This is a genomic window from Brevundimonas sp. GW821-FHT12C05 (assembly GCF_058807475.1).
The window spans coordinates 31,491-45,023 of the sequence record NZ_JBXAQS010000002.1 but is presented as its reverse complement, the minus strand read 5'-3'; the positions used below and the strand labels follow the sequence as shown (position 1 = coordinate 45,023).

Below are 13,533 nucleotides of genomic sequence, written 5' to 3'. Positions count from 1 at the left end.
TCCGGAAAGGGAGGCGACGATGAAACGTTTCCTGGATCGCTTCCGGCGCGACGAGAGCGGCGCGACGGCCATCGAGTACGGCCTGATCCTCGCCCTGATCTTCCTGGTCATCCTGTCCGCCCTGACCGCCTTCGGCGCGACCGGCAGCGGCGTCTTCAACGGCGCGATGGATGCGATCCGCGCGGCGATGGGCGGCTGAGGGCCCGCTCGGCCTACTCGTCCCCCGTCTGCTCCTTCACGCCCAACGCATCCGCCAGCCGCATCTTGGCCGAGCCTCGCGGCAGGGGTTTTTGCTGGCTTTCATGCGGCGCCCACCCGGCCAGGTGGACGATCTCGAAGGTCGCGGGGATGCGGCCGTCCGGTTCGCCGAACCGTTCCGAATAGAGCTGCGCCGCCCGGGCGACGATGCCGCGCGTCAGGGGCCGCCCCCCGTCCGCCAGCACATTGGTCTCGCCCATGGCGCGCAGGTCGCGGATCAGGGCAAACAGGTTGCGATAGCGGACCGTCAGCCGGTCCACGTCTGACACGGGCAGGGCGAAGCCGGCCCGTTGCAGCAGGGCCGCGCCGTCAAAGCCGTCGGCGAAGGGCGACACCCGCGCCTGCGCTCCGCCGCGCTGCTCCAGCTCCGCCTCGGTCAGCACCGCGCGCAGTTCCTTCAGCGTCCCCGCGCCCAGAAGCGTGCCCACGAACAGGCCGTCCGGCTTCAGCGCCCGGCGAATCTGGCTTAGCGCGCCCGGCAGATCGTTGGCCCAGTGCAGGCTCATCAGGCTGACAATCAGATCCTGCGACTGGTCCGGTAGATTCAGCGGTGCAGCGCCAGGCGCCGCGCGCGCCGCGCGGTCCCCCGCCGTCTTCACCGGCCCGACCCGTGACGCCGCATGACTGTCGGCCAGGGCGGCGGCGAATGGACCGGGATGGGCCGACAGATCGGCGGCCTCGGGCCAGTCGCGCAGCAGGGCGTCCAGGCTGTCGGCAGCGTTCTGCGCCGCTCGCGCGTGCAGGAAGTCGGCGCTGGAAAACAACTTTTCGCTGCGCTCAAGCCTTGCCGTTCGGCGCTGGCTGTCGAAGATGACGGGGGGACCGGAGGAGGAGCTCATGAGCCTTCAGGATGGGGTCTGGCGCACGCGATGGGAAGCCGCCGCCGGTTTCGGCCGTCTTCTGGGCCGGGGCGTGGCCGATCTGCTGTTGCCGCCGCTGGCCCATGACAGCCCCGAAGCCTCCGCCTCCGCCGGCCTCACCGCCGACGCCTGGAGCCGGGTAGTGTTTCTGGAAGAGCCGGTCTGCGACGGCTGCGGCGCGGCGTTCGAGATGGACGGCGGCGTCTTCGCATCCGAGCGCTGCGCGGCCTGCCTGGCCCAGCCCTACGCCTTCGCCCGGGCGCGGGCGGCCTGTCTCTATGACGAGGCGTCGCGCGGTCTGATCCTGAAGTTCAAGCACGGCGATCACCAGCCGTTCGCGCCGCTTTTCGCCCGCTGGCTCAGCCGCGCCGCCGCGCCCCTGCTGGCCGAGGCCGACGTGGTGGCGCCGGTGCCCCTGCACCGCTGGCGGCTGCTGTCGCGGCGCTTCAATCAGGCCGCCGAGGTGGCGCGGCCGTTGGCCCGGGGCGCGGGGCTCGACTACCTGCCCGACGCCCTGGTGCGCCAGGCCCACACCACAAGCCAGGGCGGCAAGTCGGCGCGTGGCCGCCGCCTGAACGTGAAGGCGGCCTTCGCCGTCACCCCTGGGGGCGCCCGGCGGATCAAGGGGCGGCGCATCCTTCTGGTCGATGACGTGTTGACCACCGGCGCCACCGCCGAGGCCTGCGCCCGCGCCCTGCTCGAGGCCGGCGCCCGCGCGGTGGACCTGGCGGTCATCGCCCGCGTGCGAACCGTGCGCGAACTGACTATGTAGGGAGCGAAGAAGAAGCCCCTCGATCAACGAGCCGCCGCGCGGCGAGCGACAGGGGTCGTATCAGTCTGGAGATAAAATTGGCCGACGTCGTCATCTACACCAAGCCCGGTTGCCCCTATTGCGCGGCGGCCGAGGCCCTGCTGGCCCGCAAGGGCGTGGACTACACCGAGATTGTCGCCTCGAACGATCCGCAGAAGAAGCAGGAGATGATCCAGCGCTCCAACGGCCGGATGACCTTCCCGCAGATTTTCATCGGCGGAAAGCACATCGGCGGTTCCGACGATCTGCACGCGCTTGACCGCAAGGGCGAGCTGGACGCACTGCTCGCGGCCTGATGAGCACGCTCCCCGTCGCCCTGATCCAGACGCGCACCCCGGCCTCGCCCGGGGCCGCCTTCGCCCATGTCGAGCCGCTGATCCGCGAGGCGGCGGCGGGCGGGGCCAAGCTGATCCTGACGCCCGAGGCCACCAATTTCCTGATCCGTGATCAAGCCGCCCGCGCGGCCGCCCTGACCACGGACGACCGGGACGAGGGGGTGCGGAAGCTGCGCGATCTGGCCCGTGAGCTGGGCGTCTGGCTGCTGATCGGTTCGGCCATCGTGCGGTCGGGACATGAGGGCGACGACCGCGCCGCCAACCGCTCGCTCCTGATCGACGACACGGGCGCGGTGACCGCGACCTATGACAAGCTGCACGTCTATGACGTTGACCTGCCGACCGGCGAACGCTGGCGCGAGAGCGCCTCGGTCCGGCCGGGCGAGGCGGCGGTCCTGGCGCAGACGCCCTGGGGCGGACTGGGCCTGACCATCTGCTACGACATCCGCTTCCCGCAGCTGTACCGGGCGCTGGCCAAGGCCGGGGCAAGGATGATCGCGGTCCCCGCCGCCTTCACCGTCCCGACCGGCGAGGCGCATTGGGAAACCCTGCTGCGCGCCCGGGCCATCGAAACCGGCGCCTATATCCTGGCTCCGGCCCAGGCCGGGACGCACGAGGACGGACGCAGCACCTGGGGCCGCTCGACCGTGGTCGCGCCCTGGGGCGAGGTCGTCGCCAAGCTCGACAATGACGAACCCGGCGTCCTGTTCGCCACGCTTGATTTCGATGCGGTCGACAAGGCCCGCCATGCGGTGCCGCAACTGACCCATGACCGCGATTTCGCGCCGCCCGCCCCGCTTCCGGCATGATCCGCTACGCCCTCAGCTGTGATCACGACCATGGGTTCGAGGCCTGGTTCGGATCATCGTCGGACTATGACGATCAGGCCGGGCGCGGTCTGGTCGAATGCCCGATGTGCGGCTCGACCAGGGTGGCCAAGCAGATCATGGCCCCCGCCGTCGCGGGCACGAAGAGGTCGACCCCCGCCCCCGACGTCGCGGCGAAGATGCAGACCATGATGATGGAGGCGGCCCGCGAGGTGCGCACCCACGTCGAGCAGAATTTCGACTACGTCGGCGACGCCTTCGCCCGCGAGGCCCGCGACATCCATGAGGGCCGATCCGAGAAGCGCGAGATCTACGGCGAGGCCACGCCCGCAGAGGTGAAGAAACTCAAGGACGACGGCGTGCCCTGCGCCCCGCTTCCCGTCCTGCCGCCCGACAAGTCCGGGATGAACTGAGCCATGCCGGGGGGCGGGGAGCGCTATCAGGAGTTCGAGCCGCCCGTGGCGCTCAAGCCCTTCGTGCGGGTGATCTGGACCTATGCCGACCCCGACCCGGCTCCGGTCGTGCAGCGTATCGCGCCCGACGGCTGTCCTGAACTGATCTTCGACATCGGCGCGCCCTATGAGGAACAGGCCGACGACGGCGAATGGCGGCTGCAGCCGTCCGCCCTGTTCGCCGGCCAGATGACCCGGCCCCTGGCCCTGCGGCCGGTCGGGCCGACCGAGCTGGTGGCGATCCGCTTCGCGCCCGACGGCGCCCGCGACTGGCTGGGCCTGCCTCTGGCCGAGGCCACCGACCGGCGGCTGGACATGGTCGAGCGGTTGAGAGGCTTCTCGGCGCTTGCCGGCGATCCCGAGGCCCAGGTCGCGGCCTTCACCGCCTGGCTTGCGGATCAGCGCCGCCGCGCCGACTGGACCGTCGATCCGCTGGTTCAGGCCGAGATCGAAGCCGCCGCCGGAGATCGCCCTTCGCCCGTCCGTTCGCCCGCCGACCAGCGCGCCCTGCAGCGGCGGTTCGCTGACCGGGTGGGGGTGTCGCCGCGCATGCTGCGGTCAATCTTCCGCTTCCGACGGGTCTTCGACCACGCCGCTCACCCGGACCGCCCTGAAGCCGAGGGCTGGCTGGAGGCGGGGCTGGGGGCCGGCTATTTCGACCAGCCGCAGATGGCGCGCGACTTCCGCCGCTTCCTCGGCTGCACCGCCACTGAATGGGCGCGCGAGCAGCAGGCCTTGGCCCGGGCCATCGCGTCGCAATCCTACAAGCCCGGGACCGATCATCCGGCCTAGCTTGGCCTTCGAAACCGAGGGAGAGACCCGACCATGCTGACCGCCCTGATCCTGACCGCCGCCCTGACCGCCGCCCCGCAGACCGATTTGCGCCCCGATCTGGGGTGGATGTCCGGCTATTGGCTGTCCTGCGAAGGCGGGCGCGAGGTGGCCGAGACCTGGAGCGTCCCGCGCCTGAACCTGATGGCGGGCACCTCGATCACGGTCCGCAACGGCCAGGTCGGCTGGGAGCTGTCGCGGATCGCGCCGACCGGGCCCGAAACGAACGCCCCCTTCGCCTATTTCGCCCACCCCGAAGGGCAGGCCCTGACCGTCTTCCCGGTGATCGAGTCCGCTCCGAACCGGGTGGTCTTCCAACAGTCGGCCCACGACTTCCCGCAGCGGGTCATCTATGAACGCGACGGCGATGTGCTGAACGCCCGCATCGAGGGCGAGATCGACGGACAGGCGAGGGCGATCCGATGGCGGTTCCAGAAGGCCGAGCTGAACGCGCGCTGCCCGACCTGACCTGGCGGGCGATGACGGCGGCCGATCTGGACGCCGTCGCCGCCATCGCCGTGCTCGGCTTCCCTGATCATTTCGAGGGCCGCGACCTGTTCGTGAACCGGCTGGCCGTGAACCCGTCCGGCTGTTTCGTGCTGGCGGACGGCGACGGCGAACCGAAGGGCTATATGGTCGCCTATCCCTGGCGGGCGGACGCGGCGCCGGCGCTGAACACCCTGATCGAGGCGATCCCCGACGACGCGACGGTCATGTACCTGCACGATATGGCCCTGCATCCCGATGCGCGCGGCGGCGGCTATCCGGGCGTGGCGGTCGAGCGGCTGGCGGACGACGCGCGTCGGGCGGGCTGGCCCGCCGTGGCGCTGGTGGCCGTCAATGACGCCGCGCCCTTCTGGGCCCGGCACGGCTTCGTCGTGCGCGAGACGCTGGAGCTGGCCGCCAAGCTGGCCTCCTATGGCTCCGACGCCCGCTACATGATGCGCGCGCTCTAGTCGGCGACGCGGGTCCAGCCTTTGTCGGCCATGCACTGAACGAAGGCCGTTGAGCCCTCATCATTGCCTGCGGCGCGGCGGCAGTCGCGCTTGGCGCCGTCGAAGGGTTGGGCGTTCTCACCGGTCCAGCGGTAGTCGCCGTCGACTCCGATGACGGTGACGCAGGCGGCGTTCAGCAGGGCGGCGGCCGTGACGGCGGAGATGATGAGCAGGCGTTTCATGATGGTGTTCCCCAGGTCGAAGTTGACGCTCAAGGGGTCGCACACGGTCCTGCCCCGATCCCGTTACAGGGGGCAAGGTGGGTGAATTCGTCGTAAGGCGGATCAGTCCCGCGTGGCGATCATCATGTAGTTGATGTCGGGATCGCCCTCGCTCCAGCGATCCGTGAGCGGATTGTACTCGAGGCCGAAGGGGCCGGTGACCGTCACGGGCTCGGCCGCCAACATGGCGCGGATCTCGTCCGGCTTGAGGAACTGGCGCCAGTCATGGGTCCCGGCGGGCACCCAGCGCAGCACGTACTCCGCCGCGACCTTGCCCAGCGCCAGCGCCTTCAGGGTGCGGTTCAGGGTCGCCACGATCATCAGGCCCCCCGGTTTCACCAGCCGCGAGCAGGCGCGCACGAAGGCCTCGGGGTCGGCCACGTGCTCGATGACCTCCATGGTAAGGACCACGTCGAACGGTCCGGCGCCCTCGGCCTCCAGCTGTTCGACCGTGGCGGCGCGGTAGGCGATGTCGAGGCCCTGCTGGTCCGCATGCGCCCGGGCGGTGCCGATGTTCTCAGCCGAGGCGTCCACGGCGGTGACCGCGAAACCCAGCCTTCGCATGGGCTCGGCGATCAGTCCGCCGCCGCAGCCGACGTCCAGAAGGGTCAGGCCGGAGAAGGCTTCACGGGTCTTCACGTCGCGTCCGAAACGTTCGGCGGCGCGGTCGCGCACGAAGCCCAGCCGGGCCGGATTGAAGCGATGCAGGGGCGCGAACGGGCCCCGTGCGTCCCACCATTCGGCGGCCTGCGCCGAGAAGCGGGCCACGTCCGCGGGATCGATCGACGGCCCCGCCGCCTGATCGTTGAATTCCTTGGCGCCTTGGGGTTCCCGCGCCGATACCGTGCCGTTAGAAGCGACCATGGCGCAGCGATGAACCCGCGCGCCGTTTCACGCAAGACGGAGCGACCTGCGCAAGATGACGCGGCCTGAGTCAGATCGGTTGGTGATGAAGTTCGGAGGCACGTCCATGGGCGACCTCGAACGTATCCGTCGGGCCGCGCGCATCGTCGCCGCGGAAGCCGCCTCGGGCAAGAAAATCGCCGTCGTCGTCTCGGCCATGGCCGGCAAGACCAATGAGCTTGTCGCCTGGACCGACGGCGCGGGCCGCCCCGGCGCCGGTGTCGCCATGTCGGACGACGAATACGATGTCGTCGTCGCCTCGGGCGAGCAGGTGACCTCGGGCCTGCTGGCCCTGACGCTGCGCAACATGGGCCTGAATGCGCGCAGCTGGATGGGCTGGCAGATTCCGATCATCACGGACGACGCCCACGGCCGCGCCCGGATCGAGGACGTGCCGGGCGAGGTGCTGGGCGCCGCCATGGACAAGGGCGAGATCGCCGTGGTCCCCGGCTTCCAGGGCGTCACCCGCGACGGCCGCATCACGACCCTGGGCCGCGGCGGCTCCGACACCTCGGCGGTGGCGGTGGCGGCGGCGCTGGAGTGCCCCTGCGACATCTACACCGACGTCGACGGCGTCTACACGACCGACCCGCGCATCGAATCCCGCGCGCGGCGCCTCGAAAAGGTCTCCTATGAGGAGATGCTGGAGATGGCCTCCCTGGGGGCCAAGGTGCTGCAGACCCGATCGGTCGAACTGGCCATGGCGAAACAGGTCCCCGTTCGGGTCCTGTCCAGCTTTATCGAACCGGACGCCAATGGCGTCATGCCCGACAAGGGTGGAACCCTGATCTGCGACGAGGAGGAGATCGTGGAAAAACGCATCGTGTCCGGCGTGACCATGAGCCGCGACGAGGCCCGCATCACCCTGCTGGGTCTGTCCGACCGGGTCGACGCCCCCGCCGACGTCTTCACCCGCCTGGCCGAGGCCAATGTGAACGTGGACATGATCGTCCAGTCGCAGGCCCGCACCGCCGGGACGGTCAACCTGACGTTCACCACCGGTCGTCGCGACGCCCAGCGCGCCGCCGAGCTGATGCAGGCAGCGCAAGGCGAGATCGGCTTCGAGGAACTGCGCATCGACGAGGACGTGGCCAAGGTCTCGGTCGTCGGCGTCGGCATGCGCAGTCACGCGGGTGTCGCTCAGACCATGTTCAAGGCGCTCGCGGACAAGGGCGTGAAGTTCCAGGCCATCTCCACGTCGGAGATCAAGATCAGCGTGCTGATCGATGCGGCCTATGCGGAACTGGCCGTTCGTGCGCTTCATTCGGCTTACGGGTTGGAAGCGGTCTAGGAATCAAGCTTGGCGGCGCCCATCTGAGGCGCCGATCTTCGGGAGGGGCCATTGCCGATTGGCGGATTGACGACGAGGGGGCCGCGTAACCTCCTTCGCCAGATCCGCGAGGCTATGGCGGGGGCCGCGCCGGCCCAGGACAGGCTCGACACCGTTGTCAGGATCATCGCCCAATCGATGGTCGCCGAGGTGTGCTCCATCTATCTGCGCCGCGCGTCCGGTGAGCTGGAGCTGTTCGCCACCCAGGGCCTGAGGCCCGACGCCGTGCACAACACCCGCCTGCGCCCCGGCGAGGGGCTGGTTGGCGAGGTCGCCCGCAGCGCCGTCCCGATCAGCCTGTCGGATGCGCCGTCGCACCCCAGCTTCTCCTACCGTCCGGAAACGGGCGAAGACCCCTATCACGCCTTCCTCGGCGCACCGCTTCTGCGCGGCGGCCGGGCCATCGGCGTGCTGGTCGTCCAGAACCGCTCCGAGCGGCGTTATGACGAGGACGAGGTCGAGGACATCCAGACCATCGCCATGGTGCTGGCCGAGACCGTGGCCTCGGGCGAGCTGCTGGGCCAGGACGAACTGCGCGACATCGAGGTCGCGCCGCACCGTCCGGAACGTCTCAAAGGCCAGCGCTTCGCCGAGGGCCTCGCTTACGGACATGTGGTCCTGCACGAGGCTCCGGTCGCGCCCGAGAACCTGCTGGCCGAGAACCAGCAGGTCGAGGAGATCCGTCTTCGCGAAGCTCTCATCGGGCTGAAGGCCAATATCGACGGCATGCTGGAAGGCGGCGCCGGCAAGCTGGGCGGCCAGTCGTTCGAGGTGCTGGAAACCTACCGCATGTTCGCCGACGACCGGGGCTGGAACCGGTCGCTGGAGGAGGCGGTGCGCACCGGCCTGACCGCCGAGGCCGCGGTCGACCGCGTCCGCAACGAACACCGCGCCCGCTTCGCCAAGGCCCGCGATCCGTACATCAAGGAGCGGCTGCACGACTTCGAGGATCTGGCCAACCGCCTGCTGCGGGTGCTGGCCGGCGACCGCCCCGGCGAGCGCGATCTGCCGGACGACGCGATCCTGGTGGCCCGCAACCTCGGTCCCGCCGACCTGCTGGAGTATCCGCGCCACAAGCTCCGGGGCCTGCTGCTGGAAGAGGGCTCGGCGGCCAGCCACGCCGCCATCGTCGCCCGCGCCCTCGGCATTCCCTGCGTCGGACGATTGCAGGGCCTGCGCGACCGCCTGTCTGAGGCGGATCTGGTCATCGTCGACGGCGAGACCGGCGAGGCCTATCTGCGGCCCCGCCCCGACATGCTGGCGGCGGTCCAGTCGCGCATGGAAGTGCGTCACCAGCGGCAGGCCGAGTTCGCCAAGCTGCGTGACACGCCCGCCGTCACCGCCGACGGCCAGCGCATCAGCCTGCTGACCAACGCCGGCCTGGCGGTGGATCTCGAGAACCTCGACGCTACCGGCGCCGAGGGCATCGGCCTGTTCCGCACCGAGTTCCAGTTCATGGTCTCCGAGGAACTGCCGCGTCTCGACAGCCAGACGGCCCTTTACAAACTGGTGCTCGATACCGCCGGGGACCGGCCCGTCACCTTCCGCACGCTCGACATCGGCGGCGACAAGGTGCTGCCCTATCTGGAGACGGAGCGGGAGGAAAATCCCGCCTTGGGCCGCCGCGCCATCCGTCTGGGACTCGACCGCCCGGGGCTGCTGCGCCTGCAGCTTCGGGCCCTGCTGACCGCCGCCGCGGGCCGCGAGCTGCGCGTCATGTTCCCGATGATCGCCACGGTGGACGAGTTCCGCGCTGCGCGCGAACTGGTCGACATCGAGTGCAACTGGGCGCGCCGCCGGGGCCGCGAGCTGCCGGCCCTGCTGCGTGTCGGGGCCATGATCGAATGCCCCAGCCTGCTGTGGCACCTGGACGCCCTGCTGCCGCTGACCGACTTCGTCTCCGTCGGCACAAACGACCTGTTCCAGTACATGTTCGCCGCCGACCGCACGAACCCTCTGGTCTCGGACCGCTACGACCCCCTGTCGCCGCCGGCGTTGAGGGCTCTGGCCGAGATCCAGCGCAAATGCGCCGACACCGGCACGCCGGTCTCGATCTGCGGCGAACTGGCGGGACGGCCGCTGGAGGCCTTCGCCCTGCTGACCCTCGGTTTCACCCGTCTGTCGGCCCCGGCCGGGGGCGTCGGACCGGTCAAGCGCATGATCCTGTCCACCGATCTGGCCGCCGCCCGCCGCGGCATGACAAGCCTGCTGGGCTCCTCCTCCGGCTCGGTGCGCGGCGAGCTCGAAACTCTGGCCCGGAAGTTGAACGTCGCGATTTGATCTGTGCCGGGCCGGAACGGTCCAGGTGCTTAACAAATCATTGATCGGTCGACTCTTATGAGTTATCCACAAGGCGAGTTCGGCGGGTCTGCGGGGGCAGGCTCGGACTGTCATCCCGATATGATACAGGGGCCGAGTTCGAGTACGGCGGGCGTGGATGACGCGTCGCCGAGTGTGGGGTCGGGCGTTATGGCGCTGGATGCGGGCAAGAGCCCGGAAGAGTATGGTGCGCAGGCTGACTGGAAGGACATGGTCCCTTCCGTCACGGATGCTCCGACTCTGGGCGAAGGTCTGCGGATCGCGCGAGACCATTCGGGCCGATCGCTGGCCGAGCTGTCCAGCGTCACGCGGGTGCCCGGCCGCTACCTGACCGCCCTGGAACAGAACGATTTCTCTGTCCTGCCCAACCGCGTCTTCTCGATCGGCTATGTCCGCGCCTACGCCGCCGCCCTGGGGCTCGACGAGCAGCTGGCGGTCGAGCGCTTCAAGCGCGAGAGCCCGGATCCGTCGGTGCCGCTGCAGCCGCCGGTCGGCGTCGCCTTCGAGGAGGTGAAGCGCTATTCGCCCCGTCTGATCGCGGGCTGCGCCGTGCTGCTGATCGCCGTCGTCGGCTGGAATGTCTTCCAGCGCGTCAGCCTGATGCGCGCGCCCCAGCCCTCGGACATCGCCGACGTGCCGGAAACCTGGCGTCTGGGCACCGTTCCAGGCCAGGAGGCGGTCATCCGCCTGACCGCGCCGCGCCCGGCGCCGCCCGATCAGACCATTCCCGCCCTCTATGTCACTCCGGGCCTTGAGGCCCAGCTGACCGGGATCGATCCGACCTCGCCCGAGGGCATGGCCGCCGCCGCCGCGACCCCGGTCGCCAAGGCCTTCAACCCGCGCGGCGCCATCTACGGCGCCTCCGCCAGCGCTTCGGACGTCATCATCCAGGCCCGCAAGGCCGCGGCCCTGGTCGTGCGCATGGCCGACGGCCGGGTGCTGTTCGCCCGCCAACTGGCCGCCGGCGAGGCCTGGCGCGCTCCGGCGGGCGTGGCCGCGGTGATCGATGCTTCGGACTTCGCCGCCTTCGACGTCTATCTGAACGGCGAGCACGGCGGCGCCCTGCAGGCGGCGCAGACGCCCTTGTCGCAGCTGAACACCCGCGCCCAGGCCCTGGCCCGTCAGGCTGCTTCCGAGGTCGCCGCCCGCACCGAGGCCGCCGCCCAGGCGGCCCAGGCCCAGATCCAGGCGGTGGCGCTGCAGGCGTCCGCGTCGGCCTCGCCGGCCCCGGCGCAACAGGGCGGCTGAACGGCGCGGCGTTGCGTGTCGTGGCCATGCCGCATTCGTGAGCCTATGTTGTCTTCGCAATGAGCGCTGACCACACCCACGTCCGTCCCTGGCGTCACATCGAACGCCGCAAGAGCCGCCAGATCATGGTGGGCAATGTCGCCGTGGGCGGCGATGCGCCCATCAGCGTCCAGTCGATGACCAATACGCCGACCTCGGACGCCAATGCGACGATTGGCCAGATCCGTCAGCTGGAAGAGGCCGGCGCCGACATCGTCCGCGTCTCCTGCCCGGACGAGGAGTCGACCGCCGCCTTCCGCACCATCGCCCGCGAGGCCAGGGTGCCGCTCGTCGCCGACATCCACTTCCACTACAAGCGCGGCATCGAGGCCGCCGAGGCGGGCGCGGCCTGCCTGCGCATCAATCCGGGCAACATCGGCAACGCCGACCGGGTGCGCGAGGTGATCAAGGCCGCCCGCGACAACGGCTGCTCCATGCGCATCGGCGTCAACGCCGGCTCGCTGGAGCGCGAGTTGCTGGAGAAGTACGGCGAGCCCTGCCCCGAGGCGATGGTCGAAAGCGCGCTCAACCACGCTCGCATCCTGCAGGACAACGACTTCCACGAGTTCAAGATTTCGGTGAAGGCGTCCGACCCCTTCCTGACCGTGGCCGCCTACCAGCAGCTGGCCGACGCCATCGACTGCCCCCTGCACCTGGGTGTCACCGAGGCGGGACCGCTGCGCACCGGCACCATCAAGTCGGCCATCGGCATGGGCTCCATGCTGTGGGCCGGCATCGGCGACACCATCCGCGTGTCGTTGGCCGCCGATCCGGTGGAAGAGATCAAGGTCGGCTTCGACATCCTCAAGTCGCTGGGCCTGCGCCACCGCGGCGTCAACATCATCGCCTGCCCGTCCTGCGCGCGTCAGGGCTTCAACGTCATCGAGACCGTCGGCATCCTGGAAGAGAAGCTGGCCCACGTGACCACGCCCATGTCGCTGTCGATCATCGGCTGCGTGGTCAACGGCCCGGGCGAGGCGCTGTACACCGACGTCGGCTTCACCGGCGGCGGCAAGGGCGCGGGCATGGTCTATCTGAACGGCAAGATCGCCCACAAACAGGCCAACGACGGCATGATCGACGAGATCGTCGCCCAGGTCGAAGCCAAGGCCGCCGAACTGGACGCCGCCCGCAAGGCGGCCGAAGAGCCGGCCTTCGAGGCGGCGGAGTAATCAGCGTCTGTCCCGTCCGGGAATCCTGCGCTAGCAAGGCGGGAAGTCTGGTTTGGGGGTACTGTCCATGATCCGTCGCGCCGTCATCGCGCTCGCGCTTGTCCTGTCGTTGGGAGCGCTCTCGACCGCGCCCGCTCTGGCGCAGGCTGTTCCGGCTTCCGCCCAGGCCTCCGCCGCCACCCACGTCCCGCTGACCGCGCCCGACGGGCGCGCCATCGACCTCAGCGTCTGGCAGGCGGCGGATGAGCAGGGCGTCATCGTCTTCAGCCACGGCTGGAACAGCGACCCGGCCCGCTACCACCGGATCATCGATTACTGGACCGCCCACGGCTTCACCGTCGTGGCGCCGACGCATCTGGATTCGCTGCTGCACCCGCGCCACGCCGAGGCCGACGAGCGCAGCGTCTTCATCACCCGCATCGTCGATCTGGCCACCGTGCGCGGCTATGTGCAGGCCTCGCATCCGGGCAAGCCGATGATCGCGGCGGGCCACTCCTTCGGGTCGCTGAATTCCCTGATGGAGGCCGGCGCCGAGACCATCGCGGGCCCGCTGGGCGATCCGGCGGTCAAGGCGGTCATCGCCTTGTCCACGCCCGGGAAGATCCCCGGCGTGATCAATCCCTCCACCTTCGCGACGGTGACCACGCCGGTGCTGATCGTCACCGGCGACGCCGATCTGGTGCAGGGCTTCGTGACTGACCCCGTCGACCACCGCTTCGCCTTCGACACCAGCGCGGCGGGCGGCAAGATGCTGCTGACCTTCGCCGGCGGCGACCACAGCCTGATCGGCAACGCCGACGCCGCCGACTTCGACCTGATCGCCGCCACCACCGTGGACTTCATGCGCGCCCATGCGCTCGGCGACGCGGCGGCCCAGGCCCGACTGGACGCCCTGACCGCGCCCGAGGGCGTGACCATCGAGCGCCGTTGAT

The 13,533-nt window shown here is 69.8% G+C and carries 16 protein-coding genes; 13 read left to right on the top strand and 3 right to left on the bottom strand.

Features of this window, described 5'->3' with window-relative positions; all coding sequences use genetic code 11:
* Positions 1 to 19: 19 nt before the first annotated feature.
* A complete protein-coding gene (locus tag AC1RRF_RS09525; RefSeq protein WP_291836497.1) occupies positions 20 to 199 on the top strand; it encodes a Flp family type IVb pilin in 180 nt (59 codons plus the stop codon).
* Between the two features lie 13 nt (positions 200 to 212).
* Here AC1RRF_RS09525 and AC1RRF_RS09520 read toward each other — a convergent pair whose 3' ends face one another.
* Entirely contained in the window at positions 213 to 1,097 is an 885-nt protein-coding gene (locus AC1RRF_RS09520) for a methyltransferase domain-containing protein (RefSeq protein ID WP_492834203.1), read from the bottom strand.
* Here AC1RRF_RS09520 and AC1RRF_RS09515 point away from each other — a divergent pair.
* The 7 genes from AC1RRF_RS09515 (at position 1,096) to AC1RRF_RS09485 (ending at position 5,330) form a co-directional block, all read left to right on the top strand.
* On the top strand, positions 1,096 to 1,890 hold the full coding sequence (locus tag AC1RRF_RS09515) for a ComFC family protein (RefSeq protein WP_492834202.1): 795 nt from the start codon (positions 1,096 to 1,098) through the stop codon (positions 1,888 to 1,890). The genes AC1RRF_RS09520 and AC1RRF_RS09515 overlap by 2 nt on opposite strands.
* Before the next feature lie 77 nt (positions 1,891 to 1,967).
* The gene (gene grxC / locus AC1RRF_RS09510; protein WP_291836487.1) at positions 1,968 to 2,225 is read left to right on the top strand and encodes a glutaredoxin 3; all 258 of its coding nucleotides are present in this window, start codon (positions 1,968 to 1,970) and stop codon (positions 2,223 to 2,225) included.
* Entirely contained in the window at positions 2,225 to 3,073 is an 849-nt protein-coding gene (locus AC1RRF_RS09505; protein WP_492834201.1) for a carbon-nitrogen hydrolase family protein, read from the top strand. The genes grxC and AC1RRF_RS09505 overlap by 1 nt, the downstream gene beginning before the upstream one ends.
* Positions 3,070 to 3,504 (top strand): DUF1178 family protein, encoded by a 435-nt coding sequence (locus AC1RRF_RS09500; protein ID WP_492834200.1) that lies wholly within the window; start codon positions 3,070 to 3,072, stop codon positions 3,502 to 3,504. The genes AC1RRF_RS09505 and AC1RRF_RS09500 overlap by 4 nt, the downstream gene beginning before the upstream one ends.
* 3 nt (positions 3,505 to 3,507) lie before the next feature.
* Positions 3,508 to 4,335 carry a DUF6597 domain-containing transcriptional factor gene (locus tag AC1RRF_RS09495; protein WP_492834199.1) on the top strand — a complete coding sequence of 276 codons (828 nt, stop codon included), beginning with the start codon at positions 3,508 to 3,510 and terminating at the stop codon, positions 4,333 to 4,335.
* Positions 4,336 to 4,368: 33 nt separating this feature from the next.
* Entirely contained in the window at positions 4,369 to 4,842 is a 474-nt protein-coding gene (locus AC1RRF_RS09490) for a DUF6265 family protein (RefSeq protein ID WP_492834198.1), read from the top strand.
* Positions 4,797 to 5,330, top strand: a complete 534-nt coding sequence (locus tag AC1RRF_RS09485) for a GNAT family N-acetyltransferase (RefSeq protein WP_492834197.1) — start codon at positions 4,797 to 4,799, stop codon at positions 5,328 to 5,330. Before AC1RRF_RS09490 ends, AC1RRF_RS09485 begins: the two co-directional genes overlap by 46 nt.
* On the opposite strand, the gene AC1RRF_RS09480 is transcribed toward AC1RRF_RS09485, so the two are convergent.
* A complete protein-coding gene (locus AC1RRF_RS09480; protein WP_492834196.1) occupies positions 5,327 to 5,551 on the bottom strand; it encodes a hypothetical protein in 225 nt (74 codons plus the stop codon). The two genes, AC1RRF_RS09485 and AC1RRF_RS09480, sit on opposite strands and share 4 nt — an antisense overlap.
* A gap of 102 nt (positions 5,552 to 5,653) precedes the next feature.
* Positions 5,654 to 6,454, bottom strand: a complete 801-nt coding sequence (gene ubiG, locus AC1RRF_RS09475; protein ID WP_492834195.1) for a bifunctional 2-polyprenyl-6-hydroxyphenol methylase/3-demethylubiquinol 3-O-methyltransferase UbiG — start codon at positions 6,452 to 6,454, stop codon at positions 5,654 to 5,656.
* 55 nt (positions 6,455 to 6,509) lie between these two features.
* Here ubiG and AC1RRF_RS09470 point away from each other — a divergent pair, with 55 nt between their 5' ends.
* The 5 genes from AC1RRF_RS09470 (at position 6,510) to AC1RRF_RS09450 (ending at position 13,532) form a co-directional block, all read left to right on the top strand.
* Entirely contained in the window at positions 6,510 to 7,784 is a 1,275-nt protein-coding gene (locus AC1RRF_RS09470) for an aspartate kinase (RefSeq protein ID WP_492834194.1), read from the top strand.
* A 114-nt stretch (positions 7,785 to 7,898) separates the two neighbouring features.
* On the top strand, positions 7,899 to 10,103 hold the full coding sequence (gene ptsP, locus AC1RRF_RS09465; protein WP_492834193.1) for a phosphoenolpyruvate--protein phosphotransferase: 2,205 nt from the start codon (positions 7,899 to 7,901) through the stop codon (positions 10,101 to 10,103).
* A gap of 174 nt (positions 10,104 to 10,277) precedes the next feature.
* Positions 10,278 to 11,390 carry a helix-turn-helix domain-containing protein gene (locus AC1RRF_RS09460; protein ID WP_492834192.1) on the top strand — a complete coding sequence of 371 codons (1,113 nt, stop codon included), beginning with the start codon at positions 10,278 to 10,280 and terminating at the stop codon, positions 11,388 to 11,390.
* A 59-nt stretch (positions 11,391 to 11,449) separates the two neighbouring features.
* Entirely contained in the window at positions 11,450 to 12,601 is a 1,152-nt protein-coding gene (gene ispG / locus AC1RRF_RS09455; RefSeq protein WP_492311774.1) for a flavodoxin-dependent (E)-4-hydroxy-3-methylbut-2-enyl-diphosphate synthase, read from the top strand.
* A gap of 67 nt (positions 12,602 to 12,668) precedes the next feature.
* Positions 12,669 to 13,532: an alpha/beta hydrolase family protein gene (locus AC1RRF_RS09450; RefSeq protein ID WP_492834191.1), complete on the top strand. Its 864-nt coding sequence runs from the start codon at positions 12,669 to 12,671 to the stop codon at positions 13,530 to 13,532.
* The last annotated feature ends 1 nt before the right edge of the window (position 13,533 follow it).